Source organism: Streptomyces sp. NPDC050806, assembly GCF_055586425.1.
In genome coordinates, this window is sequence record NZ_JBVJIF010000004.1 from 537,384 (window position 1) to 562,433 (window position 25,050).

Sequence of the window (25,050 nt, forward strand, 5' to 3'; positions counted from 1 at the left end):
GTCCCGCCCGTCACGACTGTCGCCCGGCTCATGTGGCGAAATGCGACGCGATGCGCAGGTGTTCCGCCACACCCTGGACGAGGGACGCCGTCTCGTAAGCGACCACCCCGATGTCGGCGCCCGGCACGCTCAGCACCGCCAGGCACGCGCCGTCCCCGACCGCGGCGACGACCAAGTAACCGCTCTCCATCTCCACCATCGTCCGGCGCAGCTCTCCGGAGGAGAAGTGCCACCCCGTCCCCCTGGCCAGGCTGTGGAATCCCGAGGCGACGGCCGCCAGGTGATCGGCGTCCTCCCGCAGCAGCGAGCCGGAGGCCCCGGCGACCGTGTCGTCGCCGCCGAGCACCACGGCGTGCCGGACCTCCGGCACTCGGTCTGTCAGGTCGTCCAACAACCGGCTGAGGCGGTCCCTGGCGCTCAGTGGTGCGCGACTCGCTCGTTCCTCGTGCATCAGGGTTCTCCCTTCGTGGAGCCGCGCGCCCAGCCCTGGTGGTAGGCGGTCATGCGGGTACGCGCCTCTTCCGGGGAGACCGTGGGCCCCGTCTCTGGCAGCGGGCCCGTCTCCGCGGGCGGCGTCTCGCGCAGCCGCCCGGCCAGACTGCGCTGCCGTATGCGGCGCGGAAGGCCGTCCGTACCGTCGGGCGGGGCCACCGCGGCCTCGTTCGCCGACGGCTCCAGTGCGCGGTCGGCCAGGCGTCCGACATGCGCCCGTACGCGTTCCAGTGGCGCGTCGAGGACCGGGCCGGGGGCGGAGTCGATGCGTTCCGGGGGCTCGGCGCCGTGCACGAGGGCGTTCGGCAGCAGCACCACCGCCGTCGTGCCGCCGTACACCGAAGGACGCAGCACGACGCGTACGCCGTGCCGGGAGGCCAGCCGGCTCGCCACGAAGAGGCCCAGCCGGTCGCTGTCGGCGGGGGCGGGCGTTCCGGTCTGCGCGATGCGGCGGTTGGCCTCCTCCAGCGCTTCCTCCGCCATGCCGAGCCCACGGTCCTCGATCTCCAGGACGTGGCCGGTACCGACCTGTTCGCCGTGCACCCGCACCTTGGTGTGCGGGGGTGAGAACTGCGCCGCGTTCTCGATGAGTTCGGCCAGCAGGTGGGTGAGGTCGGCGACCACGCCGCCCGGTACCGCGCCGGCGGGGAGGCGCCGTACTTCGATGCGCGCGTAGTCCTCGATCTCCGAGACCGCGGCGCGCACGACATCCGTGAGCGGTACCGGTGACCGCCAGGCGCGTCCCGGTGCGGCGCCGGACAGGATGATCAGGCTCTCCGCGTGGCGTCGCATACGGGTGGTGAGGTGGTCGAGCCGGAAGAGGTCGCCGAGTTCGGCCGGGTCCTGGGAGCGGCGCTCCATGCTGTCCAGCAGGGCGAGCTGGCGATGGAGGAGCACCTGGCCGCGGCGGGCGAGGTTCACGAAGACACCGTTGACGGCGTCGGCCGCCGCGGCATGTTCCACCGCTGCGTCCCGCGCTGCCCGGCGCACGCTCTCCAGCGCCGCTCGGACCTGGCTGACCTCATCGGCGGCGGGCGTGCCCGAGGAGTCGGCTGCGGGCGGGTCCTGGGAGTCACCGGCAGGTTCGGCGGAAACGCCGGCCTGTCGTCCCTGGTGGGCTTCGCGCAGCGTATCCGGGAGTTCCCGCCGGGCCATGTCGAGTGCCTCGTCACGCAGCGCGGTGAGGTCCCGGGTCAGGCCGCAACCGACCCGTACGGAGACGACCGAGGAGAGGACGAGCGCCACGAGTCCGAGTCCGATGACCACCCCCGTGGAGGCCGGAACTCCGTACACGGAGGGGCCATGACCATCTGCGACTCCCTTGCCCACGCCCTCCTCGAAGTCGTTCGCATCGCGCCGCAGTGCCTCGTAGGAGGGCTGCCAGCGGCCCCTCGGGGCGGCCCGTGCCGCGTCACGTCCCGGGGCGGCGGCGCTCACCGCGTTCTCCATGGCGCGCACATCGGCATGCGCCCTGCCTGCAGCGATCGTGCGCCACTCCGTGGCCGCGTCGTCGGGCAGGTGCTCTGTGACGATGCGTTCCATGAGGCGCCGCGCCGCCACCGTGCCGGTGAACGACCGCTGCTCCTCCTTGTCGAGCGTGCCGGTGAGGTCGGCGGCAGCGAGGACGGCGTCCTCCTGGGCGAGCAGTTCGCGGGCCCGGGTCAGCAGCGGGGTGGCCGCCGCGCCGCCCAGTGCCGCGTCGAGGGCGAGAGCCGACGCGACGGCAGATGTGTAGCGCCCGTACGCCTGCGGCCAGGTGAGGGAGCGTTCCGTCGTCGGTCGGCGCTGCTTCCTCAAGGCGTCCAGCCTCGCGGTGAAGGCCGCCAGGCGGTCCGCCGCGCGGTTCGGGAGCCGAGTGCTCTCCGCGGCCCTGTGCCGGCCGTCGAGCCGCAGCCGCGCGGCGGTCCTCGTGGTCTTCCCGGCGCGCCTCACGAAGGCGTCCTCGCGGGCCCGGGTGGGAGCCGCCAGGTAGGCGACGGCCGCCCGGCGTTCCTCCTGGAGCGCACGCACCAGCTCATGCAGGGGAAGGCGGATCTCGGCATCGATGTGCCGCGCCTGGCTTGCTGTCGACGCGTCATGCAATGCGTCGGCCGTCACGGCGCCCAGAAGCACGAGGAGGGCCACGAGGGGGACGATGAGCAGGCGGACGAGGCGGGCGCGGACCGTACAGGGGCGGCGGCCACGGCCCCTCCGCTCCCCGTGTGCTCCGCGACCGGTCGGGGGCCGGCCGGGGGCGGCGTCGTCCAGGTGTCCCATGGCTCCGGGACGCTAGACCTGCCGGGACGACACACCGGGCACGCAGTTCAGAAGTGCTGTCATTTGACGGGCCTTGCCAGCGCCCGATCGGCCCTTGCCCGAACGTGTGCGCCGTACGGATGTTCCGGTCGTTGTGGGATACGGAACACCACACCGTCCGGCCCATGGGGGATCATGTCGTCACCATGAGCGAATTCAGTGACAGCACCCGGGCGGGCGGTGGCCGTGACCGCTCCGGCCACGGGTCGCACGACGTACGGGAGTTCTTCGGGCAGCGGGCGCGGGACTGGGACGCCCGCTTCCCCGACGACGGGCCGGCGTACGCCGCGGGCGTCGCGGAGCTGGGCCTGCGGGCGGGCGACCGTGTGCTGGACGCCGGGTGCGGCACGGGGCGGGCGCTGCCGGCGCTGCGTGCGGCCGTAGGAGCGTCCGGCGTGGTGCTCGGGGCCGATCTCACGCCGGAGATGCTGGAGGCGGCGGTACGGGCCGGACGGGGCGCGGAGGCGGCCCTGCTGCACGCGGACGTCTCGGCGCTGCCGGTCCGCGACGGCGTGCTGGACTCGGTCTTCGCGGCCGGGCTGATCTCACATCTGGGGGACCCTGCCCGCGACCTCGCCGAACTGGCCAGGGTGGTCCGGCCGGGAGGGCGGCTGGCGCTCTTCCATCCGGTCGGCCGGGCCGCCCTCGCCGCCCGTAAGGGACGCCCGCTCACCCCGGACGACCTGCGCGCGGAACCGAATCTGCGGCCGCTGCTGGCCGGCAGCGGCTGGGAGCTCGTCCGGTACGTGGACGAGGACGCGCGCTACCTGGCGCTGGCCGTACGGCAGGGCTGACCGCGCATCGGGGTGCGCCGACCCGGCGGCGGCGCACCCGCTCACGGCGTCGCCGCGCCGCGGGTGTGCGGCACCGGGCATCCCGGGCCGCTCCGCCGCCTCTCGGGGAAGGTACCGAGCTCGGCGATGCGGTAGCCGTTCGGATAGCCCTTGATCTCCGGGTTCTGCCGGGCGTAGTGCGGTGTGCGGCGCGGCGGCAGCAGGCGGACGGCCTTGGCCCGCAGCCGCAGCGCGCCACGCACGGCCCCTTGGACAGCCGGGTGCGGCCGCTCGTAGCGGAAGGCCTCCAGCAGGGCGTCGTCCAGCAGCGCCTTGCTTGCGGCGCGCACGGCGGGGGCGAGCGGGCCGTACCAACCGGCCATCAGGTCGAGCGAGGCGTCGGAGACACGCCTGCCGCCCTGGTCCCAGCCGAAGTGCTCGTGCTCGTAGTCGTCCAGGCAGCGTTCGAACTCCTGGTAGGTCCGGGGCACCTCGCTGATCCCCATGTGCTCGCCGAGCCTCCGGTAGTACGCCGCCATCGCGCGCTTCTCGTGCTCGCACAGCCGCCGCCAGCCGTACTGATCGATCCAGCGCTTCGGCACGACCACGAACGTGCACAGCACATAGCGCATGTCGTCATTGCTGATGTCGTAGCTGCGGTGCATCTGATTGATGCGCCGGATGGCCGTGCGGCCGTCCTCGGTCTCGAAGCCGTGCTCGACAACCGAGTCCAGTAGGAGCGCGGTGTCGTCGTAGCGCTTCTGCGTACGCTCGGTCATCTCGGCGGTCTGTGCGAGCAGACGGCCGATGCTGGGGACGGCGTATGTCCGGTAGAGAGCGAGTTCAAGCGCTCTGGTGACGTCCCATGGGAACTCGTGCGTCACAGTGATGCGGAAGATCCGCAGGTAGTCCTTTTCCGGGTCCAGCCGCTGGATCTCCTTGAGCAGATCGTAACGCCCCACGAGAGCACCGTCCCTTCCGTCGAGGAAGGTCCAACAGTACGTGGACAGGGGAGACTTGGAAGGCCGCACACTCTCTCCACCCGTTGGGGGAATGATGACCGACCTCCTCCGTAGACTCCGGTCCCGTCTGCCCCGGAACATGTTCGGGCCCAGAGAGCCGCGTCCGGAGCGGGAACGGGGCAAGAAGGGCCCGCACAACCTCTTCGAAGCGGCCGCCGCGCACGTGGCGGCGTGCGCCGAGGGGGACGAGGACCGGGAAGCCGAGGCGGCGGACTGGGTGTCACCGGAGGCCCTCGCCTTCGGGATCAACGAACTGGCCTGCCGTGCGCTGATCGCGCTCGCACGGGAGCGCCGCCAGTCGCCGCACGAGGTGGCCAGGGACCTGCTCAGCCTGCCGGCCGCCTGAGCGGTACCGGCTCCCACCGGAAGCGGGCACCGAGGCCGTGACAAGCGCCTGTCCGGCCAATTAAGGTGCGCCGACAACATGATCTGTGTGGTCGGCAGCTTTCTCCGGCCGCGAGCGAGTGGGAGGCCCGAGTGTCCGCGACGGAGGGCGCAGTCGGTGACGGCATCGGCGCCGGCGAGGTCGATGACGACCAGCTGTTCGTACTGACGGCCGTGTTGCTGACGCCCGGGCAGTTCCCGAGTGTGCTGGGTGACGACTATCCCGAGGTCTGCGCCAAGCTGCGCCTGGAACCGTACGAAGAGGGTTACGGGCTGGTGCTCGGGCAGGACGGCCGGGGTGCGCGCTGGACCGTCGCGACGGAGGACGTCACCCTGGTCGCCTGTGCGATAGCCGCCTGGGACTGCGGTATGGAGTACGACCTCTCCCCCGACGAGAACAGCATCGTCGCCGCGCTGCCTGGCTGGCCGCTCGCGCTCGCGGTGGCGGCGCCCGGGGTGCCGGCGCCCCACGACCCGGCGCCGGAGGAGGGCGATCCGGAGCCGCTGACGCCGCCGGACGCGCTGGAGTGGGGGCCTGCCCAACGGCGCCTCGGTGCGGACGAGATCGCGCTGCAGTGGGCCGCGTGGCGCGAGCAGGTCGACGGCGAGGTCACCTTCGTCGAGCCCGGCAGCAAGCCGCACCCGGGAGTACGCCGGGTGCTGGACGAGGCGCGGGGGTACGTGCAGCAGCCTCCGCCGCCCGGGCGGGTGCGCTCGTCGTTCGCGGCCGGTGAGGCGCGCACGTTGCGGGTGGACGGGCCGGGCTGGAGCATGGTCGCGCGGACCGACGACATCGCCTTCGTGCTGCTGGACGACGAGCCGGGTGAGGTCCTGCCGGTGGGCCGCGGCCCGGAGCTCCCCGGTCTGCTGCAGTCGCTGGACGCGATGGCGGCCCGGCCGGCCTGAGGCGGCTCGGCTCACTCCTCCGTGGACCACGGGCCGCGGCCCGACCGCGTGGCCCCGTACGCGGCGGGGCCGCCGCTCGGCGTCCCGGTCGGCCGGATCGCCGGACACGCCCAGCCGCGGCCGGGCCCCGATGCTGTCCTCCCGTCGGACACCGGGTCCTCAGGCGGTCGAATCACCCGAGCCCTGCCCGCGGGGCGCTCGGCCCGTCTCCGAGGCGCCCGGGACGTTCAGCGGCCCAGCTCCTTGCGGGAGACGCGGCGCAGCCGCCGCCGCTGCGAGGAGTCCAGCGTCAGATAGGCGATCGCCGGAACTCCGATCATGACAAGCAACGCCGCCCAGAACGGCAGCAGCCACAGCAGGATCACGCCTGCCGCCACACCGCCGACGGCGACCTTCGCACGAGTGGACATCCTTCACGACCTTTCCGCGGCGGATGCCGCGTCCGTTGTCTTCCATTGAACGCCGGATCGGCGCCGGAGGTTCCACGCAAGCCCGGATCGTGCTGTACCCTCGGCCGCTCCAAAGGCAGGTAGTCAAACTTGAGGAGCCGACGGCACGTGCCAGCCCTTCCCGCGCTCAGCCTCGACCGGATCGCCGGCCTCTCCCGGTGCGCCGCCACTTACGTGCCAGGTGATCCACCGCGTACGGGGCGGATCGCGTTCTGGCGGCCGGGCGGCGAGCCGCTGTCCGAGGGCTCCCCTCCGGACGGCGCGGCCCTGGAGGAACTGACGGTGGCCCTCGCCGAAGGAGGCCGGGTCCTCACCCGGGAGGTGCCCGCCCTCCTGCTGCCCGTCGGCACCGCGCTCCCCGTACTGACCCGGGCCCGCGCCTCCCGTACAGCGCACCCGGCCGCGGCCTTCTGGGGCACCGCCTCTCTGATCGCGCTGCACCTGGTGGCGCGCGGCAAACTGCTCCCCGGGCTGAGCCCGGGCGATCACGACGCCTGGCGATGCGGCCCCCTCGAACCGTCCGACCTGGCCCGCATACGGGAGCTGTCGGCCGTGATGCCTCCGTACGCGCACGCCACGCCGCTCCCCGGAAGCGATCCGGTGCGGCTGCCCGAGCCGGAGCGGCTGTTGCGCTCGTTCCTGGACGCCGTGGCCGACGAACTGCCGCGTTCGCCCGCGGCCGGGACGGCTCTGGGCGGACCGGCTTACGCGGCGGCGCTCCCGCAGTACCTCCCCGAGCAGCGGGCCTGGGCTGCCGATGTGGCGGCGGGGCACGACGCCGGGGTGCGCCTGTCGCTTCGCATCGAGGTCTCGGGGCTGGACGACCCCGCGGTCTCCGGGCTGGACGACGCCGCGGACGACAGCGATGCGGACGCGGCTGCCATCGCCCGTGACAGGCCCTCCGGCGGCCGTGGGGAGAGGTTCTCCGGCGCCGCGGGGGACTCCCCCGCCCGTCCCCGGTTCACCGCCGTACTCCAGTTGCACAGCCTGACCGACCCGACGCTGGTCGCCGACGTCTCCGAGGTGTGGGCCGGCGACTCTCCCGCGGGGCGGGCCTTCGGGGCACGCGCGCGTACCGACTCCCTGCTGACGCTGCGGCGCGCGGCCTCCGCGTGGGCGCCGCTGTCCCCACTGCTCTCCGCCGCCGTACCGGACGCCCTCGACCTCGCCGAGGAGGAGATCGGCGAGCTGCTCGGCCCCGGGGCCCGGGCACTCGCGGCCGCAGGGGTCCAGGTGCACTGGCCCAGGAGTCTCGCCCGGAGCCTGACCACACGGGCCGTCGTGGGCCCGTCGGATGCGGCGGACTCCTCGGACGTGGCACCGGACCGCACCGAGTCCGGGCTGCCGTCGCTGCTGTCGGCCGATGCGCTGCTGTCGTTCAGCTGGCGGTTCGCCGTCGGGGAGCACGAGCTGAGCCGGACCGAGCTGGACCGCTTGGCGGAGGCCGGGCGGCCCCTCGTACGGCTGCAGGACCAGTGGGTGCTCGTCGCCCCCGAAGCGCTGCGCACCGCGCACGAGAGGCGGGACCGGAAGGTCGCGCCCATGGACGCACTGGGTGCGGCGCTCACGGGGACGGTCGACGGCGGAGACGGCGAGCAGCTGGAGGTGCAGGCATCCGGCCTGCTGCGGGAGTTGCGCGACAGGCTCGCCGCCCCCGAGCACTCCGGGAGCGACGCTCCCGAGCAGCCCGCCGCGCTCGCCGCGACGCTGCGCGACTATCAGTTGCGCGGGCTGGGCTGGCTGCACCGTATGACGTCACTCGGCCTCGGGTGCTGCCTGGCCGACGACATGGGGCTGGGCAAGACGATCACACTGATCGCGCTCCACCTGCACCGACGGGCGGACGCGGCAGCCGCCGGCCCGACGCTGGTGGTCTGCCCGACCTCCCTGATGGGCAACTGGCAGCGCGAGATCGCGAGGTTCGCACCCGGTACGCCCGTGCGCCGCTTCCACGCCGGGCAGCGTGATCTCTCGGACCTGGCGGACGACGAGTTCGTGCTCACCACGTACGGCACGATGCGGGTGGACGCCGGGAAACTGGCCGGCGTGCACTGGGGCATGGTCGTGGCCGACGAGGCCCAGCATGTGAAGAATCCGTTCTCCGCGACCGCGCGGCAGCTGCGGACGCTGCCGGCCCGGGCCCGGGTCGCGCTGACCGGCACCCCGGTGGAGAACAACCTCTCCGAGCTGTGGGCGATCCTCGACTGGACCACACCGGGCCTCCTGGGGCCCCTGGGCCGCTTCCGCACGCGGTACGCCCAAGCGGTCGAGGGCGGTGCCGACCCGGCCGCTGCCGAGCGGCTGGCCCGGCTGGTGCGGCCGTTCCTGCTGCGCCGCCGCAAGACCGATCCGGGCATCGCTCCCGAGCTGCCGCCCAAGACCGAGACCGACCGCGCGGTGGCACTCACGGCGGAACAGGCCGGGCTGTACGAGGCGGTGGTCCGCGAGGGGCTGGCCGACATCGCCGGAACGGACGGATTCGCCCGCCACGGCCTGGTCGTCAAGCTGCTGACCTCGCTGAAGCAGATCTGCAACCACCCGGCGCAGTACCTCAAGGAGGACGGCGCCGACGGACAGCGTGCGCGGCGGTTCGCGGAGCGCTCGGGCAAGGTCGAGCTGCTGGACGAGCTCCTGGACACGCTGCTCGCCGAAGGGGCCGGCGTGCTGGTCTTCACGCAGTACGTACGGATGGCGCGTCTTCTGGAGGGGCACCTGGCGGCACGCGGGGTGGCCACTCAGCTGCTGCACGGTGGCACGCCCGTCGCACGGCGGGAGGAGATGGTGCGCCGCTTCCAGGACGGCGGCGTACCGGTCTTCCTGCTGTCCCTGAAGGCCGCGGGCACGGGGCTGAACCTCACCCGGGCCTCGCACGTCGTGCACTTCGACCGCTGGTGGAACCCCGCCGTCGAGGCACAGGCCACCGACCGCGCCCATCGAATGGGACAGACCAGGCCGGTACAGGTGCACCGCATGATCGCCGAGGGCACGGTGGAGGACCGGATCGCCGACATGCTCGCCCGCAAGCAGCGCCTCGCGGACGCGGTACTGGGGGCGGGCGAGGCCGCACTCACCGAACTGACCGACGCGGAACTGGCGGAGCTGGTGGAGCTCCGAGGGGGCGAACGATGAGCGACTTCCACAGCGACGAGGACGACACCTACCGCGACGCGCGGACCTTCGAAGCGCTGCCGCCCGCCCATGGGCGCGGCTTCGCCCGCACCTGGTGGGGGCAGGCCTGGCTGAAGGCGCTGGAGGACACCGCGCTGGACACCCAGCAACTGAAGCTGGGCCGCCGGCACGCCCGTGCGGGTGCCGTGGGCGCGGTGTCCGTACGGCCGGGCCGCATCACCGCCGTCGTACAGGACCGCGACCGCACCGCGCACCGTTCGGACGTGCTGGTCCAGGAGCTGAGCGCATCGGAATGGGACCGCCTGCTGGACCTGATCGCCGACCGGGCGGGGCACATCGCGGCGCTGCTGGACCGCGACATGCCACCCCAGCTCGTCGAGGACGCGGCGGCGGCCGGCATCGAACTGCTCCCCGGCATCGGGGATCTGGAACCTTCCTGCGACTGTGAGGCATGGGACCACTGCGCCCATACCGCGGCGCTCAGCTACCAGATGGCGCGGCTGCTGGACCAGGATCCGTTCGTGCTGCTCCTGTTGCGCGGGCGCGGCGAGGAGGAGCTGCTCGGCGAGCTCCAGGAACGGAGCGCCGCACGCGCGCAGGCCTACGTGCCGGAAGCGGCCGAGGCACCCGGGGGCGTAACGGTTGCCGAGTCCGGTGTGGCGGCGGCCAAGGCATTCGCGGCTCAGGAGGGCCTGGCCCCGCTGCCGGCGCCACCGCCCCGGGTGGAGGGGGTGGGTGCCGTGCCGGCGCTGGGCGGCGGCACCCCGCCCGCTTCCGGGATCGACGCACCGGCACTGGAGTTCCTGATCGGGAACACCGCGGAGCGGGCCAGAAGGCACCTCGCCGAGGCGCTGTCGGGTCGGCACGCCGACACCCCGCCGCCGGCCGAGCCGACGCTCTCCGAGGACGCGGTGCGGCTCGTGGCGGCAGGGCCGCCCGCCACGGTCGCCGCGCGGCTGGCCGCGGGCTCCGGGCGGGACGCCAAGGGGCTAGCTGCTGCCGTACGGGCGTGGCGGCAGGGCGGCCCGGCGGCGCTTGCGGTGCTGGAGGAGGAGTGGACGCCCGGGGCCGAGGAGTTGGCTCGCGCCACCACCGGGCTCGCCGCCGCTTGGGAAGACGAGGCGGACCGGCCCCGGATGCGGGCCTCGCGCAACCGTTGGACGGTGGTCGGCACCGGTACGCAGCTGCGGCTGGGCCGGGACGGACGCTGGTGGCCGTACCGCAAGGAGCAGGGGCGCTGGCTGCCTTCGGGGCCGCCCGACGAGGACCCGGCAGCGGCACTGGCGTCCCTCACCGGGGCGGCCGAGGAGCCTGCCTCGGGGTAGACGGAGAGCGGGGCCCGGGGGCCGAGCAGACGCAGGGCCCTCGGGCCCGGCCCCCACCGGCTCCGTTGAGTACACCGGTCGCATATCGGCGAGTCCGTCCCCGCGGCCGTTCCGCCGGAATTGCGTCGACACCCGCCCCGGCAACCGTCATGATCGGCCCATGGCGAATCCCCAGCCGGACCCTGCCGGTACCCCTCTCAGCGAACGCGCCGAGCGCGCCGTGGGCATCGCGGTCAGAGCCGGGCGCCGGCTGGGCCTGCGGGCGGACGAACCGCGCGTCCTGCACGACATGTTCAACGTACTGGTGCACCTCGCGCCGCACCCGGTGGTGGTGCGCGTACCGTCGCTCACTCTGGTGCCGGTCGAGGAGCTGGCGGGCAAGCAGCGGCGCGAGCTGGACGTGGTGGGCTGGCTGGCCGACGCGGGCGCGCCGGTCGTACGGCCCAGCCCCCTGGTGCCGCGGGAGCCCGTCGAGTGCGACGGCAGGTCACTCGTCCTCTGGGAGTACGTCGACGAGAAGGACCCGATGCGGGAGGTCGCGGCGGACGGTACGGAGGCTCTGGAGGACCGCTTCGTCGAGCAGACGGGCTGGGCCGTGGAGCTGCACGACCTCCTCGCCCGCTATCCGGGCGATCTGCCGGTGCTGTCCCCTCTGGTGCCCACGATCGCACCGCTCCTGGAAGGGCTGCGGAAGGACCCGCAGGGGCTCACAACGGCCGAACTGGACCGTGCGGAGCAGGAGTACGCGGTCCTCGAAGCCCTTGTGGCCGACCTGCCGGGCCGCTTCCCCGAAGCACGCATACAGGCGTTGCACGGGGACGGGCCGTCGTACAACCTGCTGCGGACCGCCGACGGGCACCTCTTCAGCGACTTCGAGGACGCCACGCGCGGTCCGGTGGAGTGGGACCTGGCCCTGGTCGGGCCGCGCGCCGTCGCGGCGTACGAGCGGGTGAGCGGGCGCCCCCTGGACCGCCCGCTGCTGGACGTCATGGAGCGGGCCCGGCTGCTGCAGATCGTGGGAGCGCTGGCGGTGGTGCCGTCGATGCCCGAGCTCGGCCCGATGATGGCACCGACGATCGACCTGTGGCGGCAGCGTGCCCCACTGACGACGGACATCCTCGGCGGCTAGCGGAGCCGAGCCTCCCCACTGCCGGCGGAGGCCCGCGCGCTTCCCGGGGTCTCCGCCGCGGGCCGTCTCCGCAGCATGGGACGTTCCCTCACCGCCGCGTCACACGACGTTGCACACGGCACCGACGCGCCGTCGCGAGCTACTTCGCGCCGGGTTACCGGCCGTGCCGGGAGGGAGGATATTCGGGGCCACAAGAGCTCAGAGCCTGGCTCTTTCCCCGGAGGTGTCCCGCTGTGACCACCACGACCCCGCTCCCGCGTACGGGAGCCGCCCCCGGCGCCTGGCCGCTGCTCGGCCACGCCTGGCAGCTCCACTCCCGCCCGTTGGAGTTCCTGTCCTCCCTGCCGGCCCACGGCGACCTCGTACGGATCGGCATGGGCCCCTACCCGGCCTACGTCGTCTGCGGGCCGGAGGCGGCCCACCGGATGCTCACCGACTCCCGCACCTTCGACAAGGGCGGGCCGTTCTTCGACAAGGCGCGGGTGCTCTTCGGCAGCAGCCTGCCGATGGCCGGCTGGCGGGAGCACCGCTGGCAGCGCCGGCAGATGCAGCCCGCCTTCCAGCCCGAGCGCATCGATGCGTACGCCGGGGTCATGGGCGAGGAGATCGACCGGATGACCGCCGCCTGGCGGCCCGGTATGCGGTTCGATCTCACGGCTTCGCTGACCACTCTGACGCTGCGCATCGTGACCCGCAGCGTGCTCGCCGCGGAGGCCGAGGACGAGGCCGTTGCCGACGTACAGCACAGCCTGCACACCGTCATCGACGGCATCTACCAGCGGGTGATGCTGCCCCTCGGCCCGCTCTACCGCCTGCCGACCCCCGGAAACCGCCGCTACCGCAGCGCCTGTACCCGGCTGCACCGGGCCATCGACGGCATCATCGCCGAGCGACGGGCCTCGCCCGGGGACGACGACCTGGTCGCCATGCTGCTGGAGGCGCGCGACGAGGACACCGGCGAGCCGCTGTCGGACAAGGACATCCGCGACCAGCTGGTGGTGATGAGCGGCGCCGGCTTCGAGACCACGGCCAATTCGCTGGCGTTCGCCTTCTGGCTGCTCAGCCAGCACCCGGAGGCCGAGAAGCGGGTGCACGACGAGGTGGACAGGACCCTGGCCGGGCGGACCGCCACCCCGGCCGACCTCGACGGGCTGGACTACACGCGACGCGTCGTCCATGAAGTGCTGCGGATGTATCCACCGGGCTGGTTCTTCACCCGCGTCACCACTACGGAGACCACGCTCGCCGGGCACCGGCTCCCCGCGGGCACGGCCCTCCTGTACAGCGCCTATCTCCTCCACCACCGGCCCGACCTGTTTCCCGACCCCGAGCGTTTCGACCCCGACCGCTGGCTCGACAGGAGCGGCGACTGCCTCCCCCGAGGGGCGCACGTGCCGTTCGGCGGCGGGAACCGCAAGTGCATCGGCGACCAGTACGCGCTGGTCGAGATGACCATGGCGCTGGCCAGCGTCTGCGCCCGCTGGAGCGTGCGGCCCGACCCCGGGGCGACCCTGCGTGTTCAGGTCAGGGGCACGCTCGGCCCCGGGCGGCTGTTCATGACCTGCCGTCCGCGCGGCACGGCCGCCGACGGCTGAGCAGGCGCAGGGCACCACCGTTCACGCCGGGTGGCGCCTTCCGTGCGCGTGGCCTTTCCCCGTACGCGAGTGCGCAACGCTGGGCCGGGAATTCTTTCCCGGCCCATTTCCCGTGCCCGTCCCGCCCGTTGCGTTCCCAGCGTTGGGGGTATCGACCTTGCGGTTTCCGAGGTAAACTCCCCGGCAGTGCCGCCGGTAATTCCGTGGGCACCTCCGAGGCCTTTGCGGCCCGATGCGAACGAAATGTTGCTGGGAGGTGACGTGTTGATGAAGCCCCGACAGAAGTCGGCCCAGCGCCCGGCGGAGTGCCTGACGGAGCGGCGCCACGTCGACCTCGTCAGGGTCTCCAGCGCCCTGTGTCGACGTTCGGCCTGAGCGCCCTCCCACTCCGCGGACCTGCACCGATCCGGTGATTCCGCGTCTCCGCGCGCCGCATCCGCGTGACGTCTCACGCATGCCTGCGCGCCGGCTCCCTCATTCGCGCAGGCCTGCCACGCATTTCCCATGCCAGAAATGCGTCCAGTAATTCCGCCTGCCCCGAAGGGGTTTTCTCGCACATCGCTCTCCGATTCCCCCTGCCCTTTTCCACCTCTCCGGAGTTCTTCCATGTCCGCATCCGACCGAGTTCCACAGCCCGCCGGTGATCCGGCGCGGTTCGCCTACTGGGTACCCAACGTCAGCGGTGGCCTGGTCACCAGCACCATCGAACAGCGCACCGACTGGGGCTACGAATACAACCGCCGGCTCGCCCGGCTCGCCGAGGACAACGGCTTCGAGTACGCGCTCAGCCAGGTCCGCTACATGGCCGGCTACGGCGCCGAGAACCAGCACGAATCCACCTCCTTCAGCCTGGCGCTGCTGCTCGCCACCGAGCGCCTGAAGGTCATCGCCGCGGTCCACCCCGGGCTGTGGCACCCGGGCGTGCTCGCCAAGTTCGGGGCCACCGCCGACCACCTCTCCGGTGGCCGGTTCGCCGTCAACGTCGTCAGCGGCTGGTTCAAGCAGGAGTTCACCGCGCTCGGCGAGCCCTGGCTGGAGCACGACGAACGGTACCGGCGCGCGGAGGAGTTCATCCGCGCCCTGCGGTCGGTGTGGACCGAGGACCACGCCGAACTGGCCGGGGACTTCTACCGGATCCGGGACTTCTCGCTGAAGCCGAAGCCCCTGAACCGCGCGGACCGGCCGCACCCGGAGATCTTCCAGGGCGGCAACTCCACCGCGGCCCGCGCGATGGCCGGCCGGGTCTCCGACTGGTACTTCAGCAACGGCAAGGACTTCGACGGCGTCACCGAACAGCTCACCGACGTCCGGGCGGCCGCCGCGGCCGCCGGCCGTACTGCCCCCAAATTCGGCCTCAACGGCTTCCTGATCGCCCGGGACACCGAGAAGGAGGCCCGGCAGGTTCTGCGCGAGATCGTCGCCAAGGCGGACACCGAGGCGGTCCACGGCTTCGGCCGGGCCGTCCAGCAGGCGGGCAGTTCCACCAGCGACGGCAAGGGCATGTGGCGGGACTCCTCGTTCGAGGACCTCGTCCAGTACAACGACGGATTCCGTACGGGGCTGATCGGCACCCCGGAGCAGATCGCCGAGCGCATCGTGGCCTACAAGCGGCTCGGCGTGGATCTCTTCCTGCTCGGCTTCCTGCACTACCTGGAGGAGGTCGAGTACTTCGGCGAGCGGGTGCTGCCGCTCGTGCGCGAACTGGAAGCCCAGGAGAAGGACCGCACCGAAGGAGTACTGGTATGAGCACCGCCGCACACACCGACTGGCAGCACCGTCCCGCGCCGGCCACTCCGGAGGCGTGGATCGACCGCGCCGCCGAGGTCGCCGCCGTCCTCGCGACCGACGCCGCGGCCCGGGACCGGGCAGGGGCCACACCGTACGAGGAGGTCCGGCTGCTCAAGGAGTCCGGGCTGGTCACCCTGTTGGGGCCGGCCGGGCACGGCGGGGGCGGCCAGGACTGGCCGACCGCGTACCGGGTGATCCGCGAGGTCGCCAAGGCCGACGGCTCGATAGGGCAGTTGCTCGGCTACCACTACCTGTGGAACTGGGCGGCCCGGCTGGTCGGCACTCAGGAGCAGTGGGAGCACGTCGAGGCCGAGGCCGCCCGCAACCGCTGGTTCTTCGGGGGTGCCGTCAACCCGCGCGACAACGACGTGGCCGTACGGGACGAGGGCGAGACGCTCACGTTCACCGGCCGCAAGTCCTTCTCCACCGGCAGCAAGGTCTCCGACGTCACCGTGCTGGAAGGCGTCCTGGAGGGCAGCGTCGGCCCCGACAACCCCGAAGGCGACCACGTCTTCGCCATCGTGCCGTCCGACAGCGCGGGCCTGACCTTCCACGACGACTGGGACAACATCGGCCAGCGGCTCACCGAGAGCGGCAGCGTGTCGATCGACGCGGTGCGCGTCCCGTGGAGCGCGGCGGCGGGCTACGTAGACAAGTCGTTCCAGCGACGTGTCTACAACACGCTCAACGTGCCCACGATCCAGCTGGTGTTCGCGCACTTCTACCTGGGGATCGCGGCCGGCGCCCTGGAGACCGCGCGGACCTACACCCGTACGAAGTCCCGCTCCTGGCTGCACGGGGGACACGACCAGGCCGTCGACGAACCGTACGTGATCGACGTCTACGGGGACCTGACGGCGAAACTGTGGGCGGCCGAGGCGCTGGCCGACCAGGTGGCCGAGGAGGGCTGGGAACTGCACTCGGACCCCGACGCGGTGACCGAGCAGACGCGGGGAGAGCACGAGGTGCGCGTCGCCGCCGTGAAGGCGCGGGCCACGGACGTGGCCCTGGAGGTGGCGAACCGGGTCTTCGAGGTCACCGGCGCCCGCTCCACGGCCACCACCGAGGGGCTGGACCGCTTCTGGCGCAACATTCGTACGCACACCCTCCACGACCCCGTCGCCTACAAGCGCCGTGAGGTCGGCCGCTTCGTGCTCACGGGCGAGCTGCCGCAGCCCACCTGGTACTCGTAACGGCCCGTCCGCTCGTACTCGGCGCGCGCGGGCTCCCTCGTGTTCGTGAGCCCGCGCGCCCCCGTAGGACCGCTCCCGCTCGGTACTCGTGAAGCGGGGCCCGCTCGGTACTCGTGCTCCGCGCCACCACAGACTCCGCACCACACACTTCGAGGTGAACATTCATGGCCACCGTGCTGTCCCTCTCCGGGAGCCCCTCCCCCACATCCCGTACGGCGCGACTGCTGCGCCATCTGGACGCCACGCTCGTCGCACAGGGACACGAGGTGATCCCACTGGACGTACGGACGCTGCCGGCCGAGGCACTGCTGGGCGCGGACTTCGGCCACCCGGCGATCGTCCGGGCGACCCGGTTCGTCGAGGCCGCCGACGGCCTCGTGGTCGGCACGCCCGTCTACAAGGCCGCGTACTCGGGGCTGCTGAAGTCCCTCCTGGACCTGCTGCCCCAGTACGCGCTGGCCGGGAAGACCGTGCTGCCGCTGGCCACCGGCGGTTCCACCGCGCACGTCCTCGCGATCGACTACGCGCTGCGGCCCGTGCTGTCCTCCATGGGCGCCTCGCACATCGTGCCGGGCTGGTTCGTCCTGGACCGCGACATCACCGTGCAGGAGGGCGGCGGGGTCCACGTGGCACCGGAGACGCGCGAGGCGCTGGACGGTGTGGTCGGCCAGTTCGCGACGGCGCTGGACCGCGCGCCTCTGCGAGTGGCGGCATGACCGGCACCGCGCATGTGATCGCCGACGACGCGGAGGCGCTGGCCGTGGCGGCCGAGCTGGCGGCGGAGTTCCGCACCGGCGCGGCCCGCCGGGACGCCGAGCGCCGGCTGCCGGGCCCCGAGCTGGACCGGCTGTCCGACAGCGGCCTGCTGGGCGTCACCGTGCCGCGTGAGCACGGTGGCGCCGCGGTGTCGGCCGAGACGCTCGCCGGCGTCTTCCGGCTGCTGGCCGCCGCTGACGCGAGCCTGGCGCAGATCCCGCAGAGCCACTTCGTGTACGTGGCGGTGCTCCGCCGCCAGGGAGACGAGGAGCAGCGGAAGTTCTTCTTCCAGGAGGTGCTGGCCGGACGGCGGCTGGGCAACGCGCAGTCCGAGGCGGGCACCAAGCACGTGCAGGACATCCGTACCCGGCTCGTCCCGCAGCCGGACGGGTCGCACGTCCTGGAGGGCACCAAGCACTACTCCACGGGCGCGCTGTTCGCGGACTGGATCCCGGTGCTGGCCCGCGGCGCCGACGAGGAGCTGTACGTCGCCTACGTACCCCGGCACGCGCCCGGCGTGACGGTCGTGGACGACTGGGACGGCATGGGCCAACGGACCACCGCCAGCGGCACGGTGCGCCTGGAGTCGGTACTGGTCCCGCGGGACCGTGTGGTGCCGCACCACCTCACCTTCCGCGGCCCGCAGCTGCACGGCGCGCTCGCGCAGTTGCTGCACGCGGCCATCGACACCGGGATCGCCGAGGGGGCGCTCTCCGAGGCGGTGGAGTTCGTCCGGGTCAAGAGCCGCCCGTGGTTCGAGAGCCGGCCGGCAACCGCGGCGGAGGATCCGCTGCTCATCCAGCAGTTCGGTGAGCTGGCGCTGGCCGTACGGGCGGCGGGCGCGCTGCTCTCCGAGGCCGCGCGCACGGTCGACGCGGCAGCGGGCGGCCTCACCGACGACAGCGCGGCCGCGGCGTCGATCGCGGTGGCCGCCGCGAAGGTGCAGGCCGCCCGTGCCGCGGTGGAGGCCGGCAGCGCGCTCTTCGAAGCGGCCGGCACCCGCGCGGCACTGAACGGGCTGAACCTGCACCGGCACTGGCGCGACGCACGCACCCACACGCTGCACGACCCGGTGCGCTGGAAGGTGCAGCACATCGGCCGGTACGTGCTGAACGGCACCCGGCCGCCCCGGCACGGCCTCCTTTGAACAGCGGGCGCACCCCCGGTGAACACGCGGATGCAGTCGCCATCGGTGGTCGCAATCGGAGGACGCGCGTGCTTCGCTGGCGGCATGGTGTCGTACGAGGAAGACGTGCCGCGAGACGAAGCGCATTCCGAGGAAGACGTGCCGTACTACGAAGACGTGTCGCCGGGGAGCGGCGCTCTGCCGCCCGCCGCGTGGCTGCCCGGGACGGACGCCCGGCGGCTGTCGCTGAACGGGACCTGGCGGTTCCGGCTGTCGCCGGCGGCGACCACGGAGGACGAGACCTTCGCCCGCCCCGAGTACGACGACTCGGCGTGGGCCGGGCTGACCGTGCCGGGACACTGGGTGCTTCAGGGGCACGGCGCCCCGGCCTACACGAACACCGGCTACCCCTTTCCCGTGGACCCGCCCCGGGTGCCGGACGAGAACCCCACCGGTGACCACCGGTACGCGTTCGACCTTCCGGAAGACTGGCCGGCCGGCTCCACCGTGCTGCGCTTCGGGGGCGTCGAATCCTGCGCACGGGTGTGGCTGAACGGCAACGAGCTGGGCCACTTCAAGGGCAGCAGGCTGCCGCATGAGTTCGAGGTGGGGACGCTGCTGCGGCCCGGCCGCAACGTCCTGGCCGTCCGTGTGCACCAGTGGTCCTCCGGCACGTACCTGGAGGACCAGGACCAGTGGTGGCTGCCGGGCGTCTTCCGGGAGGTGGAGCTGGCGCAGCGTCCCGAAGGCGCGGTGCGGGACGTCTTCGTGCACGCCGGGTACGACCACCGCACCGGAAGCGGCACCCTCCGGGTGGACTGTGCTCCGGCCGGGCGGGTGACCGTGCCGGCACTGGGCCTGGACCTGGCGACCGGCGAGAGCGCGACGGTTCCCGTCGAGCCGTGGACGGCGGAGACGCCCCGGCTGTACGACGCGGAGCTGGCCACCCCCGGGGAGCGCGTGCGGCTGCGCATCGGGTTCCGCACGGTCGTCGTCGAGGGCGGGCTGCTGAAGGTCAACGGGCGGCCACTGCTGCTGCGCGGCGTCAACCGGCACGAGTTCCACCCGGCGCAAGGCCGCGCGCTGACCACGGACGTGATGCGGCACGACCTGCTGCTGATGAAGCAGCACAACATCAACGCCGTGCGCACCAGTCACTACCCGCCCCATCCGGCCTTTCTGGAGCTCTGCGACGAGCTGGGGCTGTGGGTGGTCGACGAGTGCGATCTGGAGACGCACGGCTTCGCTCAGCAGGGCTGGCGGGGCAACCCCGTCGACGACGAGCGGTGGACGCCGGCCCTGCTCGACCGGGCCCGGCGGATGGTCGAGCGCGACAAGAACCACCCGTCCGTCATCATGTGGTCGCTCGGCAACGAGTGCGGTACGGGCCGCGGGCTGTCCGCGATGGCCGCGTGGATGCGGGAGCGCGATCCGTCCCGGCCGCTGCACTACGAAGGCGACCCCGGCTGCGCCGACACCGATGTCTACTCCCGGATGTACGCCGACCACGCCGAGGTGGAACGCATCGGGCGGCGCACGGAGGAGCCCCTGGACGACGCGGCACTGGACGCCCGGCGCCGCGACCTGCCCTTCGTGCTGTGCGAGTACGCGCACGCCATGGGCAACGGGCCCGGCGGGCTGAGCGACTACCAGCGGCTGTTCGAGACCTACGAGCGCTGCCAGGGCGGCTTCGTGTGGGAGTGGATCGACCACGGTCTGCGGCAGAAGACCGCGGACGGCGTCCCGTACCACGCGTACGGCGGCGACTTCGGGGAGGAGCTGCACGACGGCAACTTCGTGTGCGACGGGCTCGTGTTCCCGGAGCGCACACCCTCGCCGGGGCTGATCGAGTACAAGAAGGTCATCGAGCCGGTGCGCATCGAGGCGGCCGGGCCGGACGCCGCCCCGGGAGCGGTGCGCGTCACCAACCTGCAGGACTTCGCGGACCTGTCGGCGCTCGTCTTCCCGTGGCGCTACGAGGTCGAGGGCCGCCCCGTCGCGGAGGGGACGCTCGCGGTGCCGCCGCTGCTGCCCGGCGAGAGCGCCGAGCTGAAGCTGCCGCCGCCCGCCGACGGGCCCGCGCCCGGCGAAGCGCTGTGGACGGTACGCGCGGTCCTGGCCCAGGACACCGCCTGGGCCGCCGCCGGGCACGAAGTCGCGTGGGGCCAGCTGTCCGCCGGCCCGCGCCCGGTACCGCGCCCGGTCGTGGCGGCCGCGGCACCGCGGTGGGGCGAGGAGGGCACGATCGCGCTCGGCCCGGGTGTCTTCGACGCCGTCACTGGAGTCCTGAGCAGGCTCGGGGGCCGGCCGGTGGCCGGCCCGCGGCTGGACGTCTGGCGGGCGCCCACGGACAACGACGAGGGCGCGCCCTGGCAGCCGGGGCAGCGCTGCGGACCCGAGTGGCGGCGGATCGGCCTGCACCGGATGCGGCACCGCACGGACACGGTGGTGGCGGACGGGGACGCGCTGGTCGTCCGCACCAGGGTCGCGCCGGCCGCCACGGCACTGGGCTTCGCGGTGACGCACCGCTGGATCTCGGACGGCGCCGCGCTGCGGCTGGAGGTGGCCGTGACGCCGGAAGGAGACTGGCCGGTCGCGCTGCCGCGGCTGGGCCTGCGAATGGGCGTCGGCGGCGATCTGGGCGCCGTGCGGTGGTTCGGCGGCGGTCCGGGCGAGGCCTACCCGGACACGTCCGCAGCGGCCCGCGTGGGCCGCTGGGCGCTGTCGGTCGACGAGTGGCAGACCCCGTACGTGCGACCGCAGGAGAACGGCGCGCGCATCGGCGTGCGCTGGGCGGAGCTGACAGGCCCGGACGGGACGGGGCTGCGCATCGAAGGGGAGCCGGACTTCTTCCTCACGGCCCGGAGGTGGACCACGGAGGAACTGGACTCCGCCCGGCACACGCCGGACCTCGTCCCGGGCGACCGCGTGTGGCTCCACCTGGACCACGCGCAGCACGGGATCGGCAGCCAGTCGTGCGGCCCCGGGGTGCTCCCCCGCTACCGCCTCGAAGCCGCTCCGGCCGCGTTCGCCTTCACGTTCCGGACGGCGGAATGACAGGCTTCACCGTATGAGCACTACCTCCCCCTCCTTCGTGGCCGCCCTGGCCGGCGGCCCCGTCGTCCTCGACGGCGGACTCTCCAACCAGCTGGAGTCGGCCGGGCACGACCTCAGTGACGAGCTGTGGTCGGCCCGGCTGCTCGCCGAGCAGCCGGAGGCGATCACCGCCGCGCACCAGGCGTACTACGAGGCGGGCGCCAGGGTCGCGATCACCTCCAGCTACCAGGCCACGTTCGAGGGCTTCGCGCGGCGCGGCATCGAGGGAGAGGCGGCGGCCGGGCTGCTGCGCCGCAGTGTGGAGCTGGCCCGGGAGGCCGCCCGGCGCGCCATGAAGGGCGGTGTGCCGGGCCCCCTGTACGTCGCGGCCTCCGCGGGCCCGTACGGCGCGATGCTCGCGGACGGCTCGGAGTACCGCGGCCGGTACGGGCTGAGCGTCGGCGAGCTGGAGCGGTTCCACCGGCCGCGGCTGGAGGTGCTGGCGGCGGCGGAGCCGGACGTACTGGCGCTGGAGACGGTGCCGGACGCGGAGGAGGGCCGGGCGCTGGTGAGCGCGGTGCGCGGCCTCGGGGTGCCTGCCTGGCTGTCGTACAGCATCGAGGGCGGCCGGACGCGGGCCGGGCAGCCGCTGGAGGAGGCCTTCGCGCTCGCTGCCGAGGCGCCGGAGATCGTGGCCGTGGGGGTCAACTGCTGCGTGCCGGAGGACGCGGACGCGGCGGTGGAGACGGCGGCGCGGGTGACCGGCAAGCCCGTGGTGGTCTATCCGAACAGCGGTGAGGAGTGGGACGCGCAGGCGCGTGCGTGGCGCGGTCGCACGACGTTCACGGCGGAACGGGTGACGGCATGGGCGGCGGGCGGCGCACGCCTCATCGGTGGCTGCTGCCGCGTGGGACCCGGCTCCGTCTCCGCCCTCGCCGGCCTCCTCACGCCCTGACGCTCCCCCTGCCGAGCAGCGGCCCCGCCCGTATGCGGCGGGGCCGCTCCCCGTGCGTGTCGGATCAAGGTCGTTATGCAGACGCAACCCTCACGGCGGAGACAGCGGACACGGCCGGTGGCAGGATTCAGCGCAACTCGCCGTCAGCAGCCTGCTGTTGATCTTCACCTTTCCCTGGAGGACCGGTGTCAGCTCGCTCGTCGCTGCCTGTCATAGCCGCCGTCGCGGCCGTCGCCCTGGCGGCCGGCTGCACCAGCACGAAGTCCGGGGGGAACCAGGGTTCCGGGTTGCAGCTGGTGTCCAAGGGGACGCTCAAGACCTGCACCCACCTGCCGTACGCGCCCTTCCAGGTGAAGAAGGGCGGCGAAATCGTCGGATTCGACGTGGACCTGATCGACCTCGTGGCCAAGGACATGAAGGTCGAGCAGGAGGTCGTGAACACGCCCTTCGAGGGCATCGAGACCGGCCAGGACTTCAATATTCGCAAGTGCGACCTGGCCGCGGCGGGCATGACGATCACGCCCGAGCGCAAGAAGGTCATGGACTTCTCCGACCCGTACTTCAACGCCACGCAGGCGCTGATCACGAAGAAGGGCGAGCCCTACAAGAGGATCGAGGACCTCAAGGGCCGGAAGCTGGGATACCAGAAGGCCACGACCGGCGGCATCTACGCCAAGGAGCACGCGGGCAAGGACGTGGACCTCGTGGAGTACGAGGACCTCGGACTGCTGCTCACCGCGGTGAAGACCCGCAAGGTGGACGCCGCCATCATGGACAACGGCGTGCTGCTCGACTACGTCAAGTCCAACCCCGACACCGAGGTCACCGCCGAGTTCGACACGGGTGAGCACTACGGGGTCGCGGTGCGCAAGGGCAACGGCGCACTCCTGAAGCAGATCAACGCCTCCCTCAAGAAGGCCAGGTCGAACGGTAGTTACGACCGCATCTACAAGAAGTGGTTCGGTACCACGCCGCAGAGCTGATCCCGGCCGTCCACCCTGAGGAGCTCTGCCCGCATGCCCCTGACCAAACGGCAGCGGACCCGCGCGGTCCGCGGGTCGCAGTACGCCCTTCTGGTCCTCGTCGTGGCCGTCGTCGCGCTGGTCGCCGACTGGGGCCAACTGCAGCGGGCCTTCTTCGATGTCGGCATCGTGGCGGATCTGTTCCCCGACATCGTCACCACGGCGCTGGTCAACACGGTGCTCTACACCCTGCTCGGCTTCGGATTCGGGCTGGTGGTCGGGCTCGTCCTGGCGCTGATGCGGCTCTCTTCGGTACCGCCGTACCGCTGGATCGCCGTCACGTACATCGAGTTCTTCCGGGGCGTGCCCGCCCTTCTGGTCTTCATCGCGCTGGGCTTCGGTGTGCCGCTCGCCTTCGAGGTCGCGCTGGACCAGTACGTCACCGTGATGCTCTCCCTGGGGCTGGTCGGCGCCGCCTACATGGCGGAGACCATCAGGGCGGGCATCCGGGCCGTGCCCAAGGGCCAGACCGAGGCGGCCCGGTCGCTCGGCATGTCGCACGGCCGGGCGATGGTCTCCATCGTCATCCCGCAGGCGTTCCGCATCGTCCTGCCACCGCTCACCAACGAACTGATCCTGCTGACCAAGGACTCCTCGCTGGTGTACCTGCTGGGGCTGTCGCTCGGCCAGTACGAGCTGGCCAACTTCGGGCGGGACGCGCTCAACGAGTACAAGAGCCTGACCCCGATCCTCGTGGCCGGCCTGCTCTACCTCGTCATCACCCTGCCGCTCGGCCACCTGGTCCGGCGGCTCGAAGTCCGTACCGCGAAGGCCAGGTGACCGGCATGACGACCGACTCGGCGGCGACGGGCCGGGCGCCCGCGGCCGGGAACCCGACCGCCATCGAGGTCACCGAGCTGCACAAGGCGTTCGGCGACCTCGAAGTGCTCAAGGGCATCGACTTCACGGTGCGGCGCGGCGAGGTGGTGTGCGTCATCGGCCCCTCGGGGTCGGGCAAGTCGACGCTGCTGCGCTGCGTCAACCTGCTGGAGGAGCCCACCTCGGGGACGGTCGTGGTGGCCGGTACCGAGGTCACGGACCCGGACGTGGACATCGACCGCGTACGGCGCCGGATCGGGATGGTCTTCCAGTCCTTCAACCTCTTCCCGCACCTGACCGCGCTGGAGAACCTGACGATCGCCCAGCGGCGCGTGCTGCGCCGCGAGAAGGCCGAGGCGGAGCGGGTCGCGCGGGCGAACCTGGCACGCGTCGGACTGAGCGACAAGGAGCGCTCCTACCCCGCCCAGCTCTCCGGGGGCCAGCAGCAGCGGGTGGCCATCGCCCGCGCGCTCTCGATGGACCCGGAGCTGATGCTCTTCGACGAGCCGACCTCCGCGCTCGACCCGGAGCTGGTGGGCGACGTGCTCGCCGTCATGCGGTCGCTCGCCGACGAGGGCATGACCATGCTCGTCGTCACGCACGAGATGAGCTTCGCGCGGGAGGTCGCCGACCGGGTCGTCTTCATGGACGGCGGGGTGATCGTCGAGCAGGGGCCGCCGGACCGTGTGGTGGGTGACCCGCAGCACGAGCGGACGCGTACCTTCCTGGCCCGTGTGCTGGACCCGGCGGCGGCCCGGGTCGGCGAGGTGGCCGACACCGGTCCGGAGGGCAAGCGCGTGGACCGCTGAGCCCCGCGGGCGGCCGCGGCGGACCCCCGGGCCGATGAGGGGCCGTA

The 25,050-nt window shown here is 72.6% G+C and carries 21 protein-coding genes; 17 read left to right on the forward strand and 4 right to left on the reverse strand.

The window, feature by feature from the left end:
- Window positions 1-28: 28 nt before the first annotated feature.
- Together ACZ6WH_RS15160 and ACZ6WH_RS15165 are read right to left on the reverse strand one after the other, a co-directional pair.
- Window positions 29-451, reverse strand: coding sequence for a roadblock/LC7 domain-containing protein (locus ACZ6WH_RS15160; RefSeq protein ID WP_469728687.1), 423 nt, complete (start codon window positions 449-451; stop codon window positions 29-31).
- Entirely contained in the window at window positions 451-2,616 is a 2,166-nt protein-coding gene (locus tag ACZ6WH_RS15165) for a sensor histidine kinase (RefSeq protein WP_469728689.1), read from the reverse strand. The genes ACZ6WH_RS15160 and ACZ6WH_RS15165 overlap by 1 nt, the downstream gene beginning before the upstream one ends.
- A 317-nt stretch (window positions 2,617-2,933) precedes the next feature.
- On the opposite strand from ACZ6WH_RS15165, the gene ACZ6WH_RS15170 reads away from it, so the two are divergent.
- A complete protein-coding gene (locus tag ACZ6WH_RS15170; protein WP_469728690.1) occupies window positions 2,934-3,581 on the forward strand; it encodes a class I SAM-dependent methyltransferase in 648 nt (215 codons plus the stop codon).
- Window positions 3,582-3,622: 41 nt separating this feature from the next.
- On the opposite strand, the gene ACZ6WH_RS15175 is transcribed toward ACZ6WH_RS15170, so the two are convergent.
- On the reverse strand, window positions 3,623-4,522 hold the full coding sequence (locus tag ACZ6WH_RS15175) for an oxygenase MpaB family protein (protein WP_469728692.1): 900 nt from the start codon (window positions 4,520-4,522) through the stop codon (window positions 3,623-3,625).
- A 139-nt stretch (window positions 4,523-4,661) separates the two neighbouring features.
- Between ACZ6WH_RS15175 and ACZ6WH_RS15180 the strand changes: the two genes are divergently transcribed.
- A complete protein-coding gene (locus tag ACZ6WH_RS15180; protein ID WP_469728693.1) occupies window positions 4,662-4,928 on the forward strand; it encodes a hypothetical protein in 267 nt (88 codons plus the stop codon).
- 131 nt (window positions 4,929-5,059) lie between these two features.
- Entirely contained in the window at window positions 5,060-5,872 is an 813-nt protein-coding gene (locus tag ACZ6WH_RS15185; protein WP_432860975.1) for a hypothetical protein, read from the forward strand.
- Between the two features lie 227 nt (window positions 5,873-6,099).
- On the opposite strand, the gene ACZ6WH_RS15190 is transcribed toward ACZ6WH_RS15185, so the two are convergent.
- Window positions 6,100-6,282, reverse strand: a complete 183-nt coding sequence (locus ACZ6WH_RS15190; RefSeq protein ID WP_469728695.1) for a hypothetical protein — start codon at window positions 6,280-6,282, stop codon at window positions 6,100-6,102.
- Between the two features lie 147 nt (window positions 6,283-6,429).
- Here ACZ6WH_RS15190 and ACZ6WH_RS15195 point away from each other — a divergent pair, with 147 nt between their 5' ends.
- The 14 genes from ACZ6WH_RS15195 (at window position 6,430) to ACZ6WH_RS15260 (ending at window position 25,003) form a co-directional block, all read left to right on the forward strand.
- On the forward strand, window positions 6,430-9,450 hold the full coding sequence (locus ACZ6WH_RS15195; protein WP_469728697.1) for a DEAD/DEAH box helicase: 3,021 nt from the start codon (window positions 6,430-6,432) through the stop codon (window positions 9,448-9,450).
- Entirely contained in the window at window positions 9,447-10,775 is a 1,329-nt protein-coding gene (locus ACZ6WH_RS15200) for an SWIM zinc finger family protein (RefSeq protein ID WP_469728699.1), read from the forward strand. Before ACZ6WH_RS15195 ends, ACZ6WH_RS15200 begins: the two co-directional genes overlap by 4 nt.
- A gap of 160 nt (window positions 10,776-10,935) precedes the next feature.
- Window positions 10,936-11,904 (forward strand): aminoglycoside phosphotransferase family protein, encoded by a 969-nt coding sequence (locus tag ACZ6WH_RS15205; protein WP_469728700.1) that lies wholly within the window; start codon window positions 10,936-10,938, stop codon window positions 11,902-11,904.
- A 233-nt stretch (window positions 11,905-12,137) separates the two neighbouring features.
- The gene (locus tag ACZ6WH_RS15210; RefSeq protein ID WP_469728702.1) at window positions 12,138-13,499 is read left to right on the forward strand and encodes a cytochrome P450; all 1,362 of its coding nucleotides are present in this window, start codon (window positions 12,138-12,140) and stop codon (window positions 13,497-13,499) included.
- A gap of 267 nt (window positions 13,500-13,766) precedes the next feature.
- Window positions 13,767-13,874 carry a putative leader peptide gene (locus ACZ6WH_RS15215; protein ID WP_469728704.1) on the forward strand — a complete coding sequence of 36 codons (108 nt, stop codon included), beginning with the start codon at window positions 13,767-13,769 and terminating at the stop codon, window positions 13,872-13,874.
- 231 nt (window positions 13,875-14,105) lie between these two features.
- Window positions 14,106-15,245 (forward strand): dimethylsulfone monooxygenase SfnG, encoded by a 1,140-nt coding sequence (gene sfnG / locus ACZ6WH_RS15220; protein ID WP_469728706.1) that lies wholly within the window; start codon window positions 14,106-14,108, stop codon window positions 15,243-15,245.
- Entirely contained in the window at window positions 15,242-16,480 is a 1,239-nt protein-coding gene (locus tag ACZ6WH_RS15225) for an acyl-CoA dehydrogenase family protein (RefSeq protein WP_469728707.1), read from the forward strand. The genes sfnG and ACZ6WH_RS15225 overlap by 4 nt, the downstream gene beginning before the upstream one ends.
- A gap of 164 nt (window positions 16,481-16,644) precedes the next feature.
- Entirely contained in the window at window positions 16,645-17,196 is a 552-nt protein-coding gene (ssuE, locus tag ACZ6WH_RS15230; protein ID WP_469728708.1) for an NADPH-dependent FMN reductase, read from the forward strand.
- Complete coding sequence (locus ACZ6WH_RS15235) at window positions 17,193-18,383, forward strand: SfnB family sulfur acquisition oxidoreductase (RefSeq protein WP_469728710.1); 1,191 nt, start codon at window positions 17,193-17,195, stop codon at window positions 18,381-18,383. The genes ssuE and ACZ6WH_RS15235 overlap by 4 nt, the downstream gene beginning before the upstream one ends.
- Window positions 18,384-18,488: 105 nt before the next feature.
- Complete coding sequence (locus ACZ6WH_RS15240) at window positions 18,489-21,419, forward strand: glycoside hydrolase family 2 TIM barrel-domain containing protein (protein WP_469728711.1); 2,931 nt, start codon at window positions 18,489-18,491, stop codon at window positions 21,417-21,419.
- A gap of 13 nt (window positions 21,420-21,432) precedes the next feature.
- A complete protein-coding gene (mmuM, locus tag ACZ6WH_RS15245) occupies window positions 21,433-22,353 on the forward strand; it encodes a homocysteine S-methyltransferase (RefSeq protein ID WP_469728713.1) in 921 nt (306 codons plus the stop codon).
- Between the two features lie 185 nt (window positions 22,354-22,538).
- Window positions 22,539-23,336, forward strand: coding sequence for a basic amino acid ABC transporter substrate-binding protein (locus ACZ6WH_RS15250; RefSeq protein ID WP_469728715.1), 798 nt, complete (start codon window positions 22,539-22,541; stop codon window positions 23,334-23,336).
- A gap of 33 nt (window positions 23,337-23,369) precedes the next feature.
- Entirely contained in the window at window positions 23,370-24,155 is a 786-nt protein-coding gene (locus tag ACZ6WH_RS15255) for an amino acid ABC transporter permease (protein ID WP_469728716.1), read from the forward strand.
- A gap of 5 nt (window positions 24,156-24,160) precedes the next feature.
- Window positions 24,161-25,003, forward strand: coding sequence for an amino acid ABC transporter ATP-binding protein (locus ACZ6WH_RS15260; RefSeq protein WP_469728717.1), 843 nt, complete (start codon window positions 24,161-24,163; stop codon window positions 25,001-25,003).
- The last annotated feature ends 47 nt before the right edge of the window (window positions 25,004-25,050 follow it).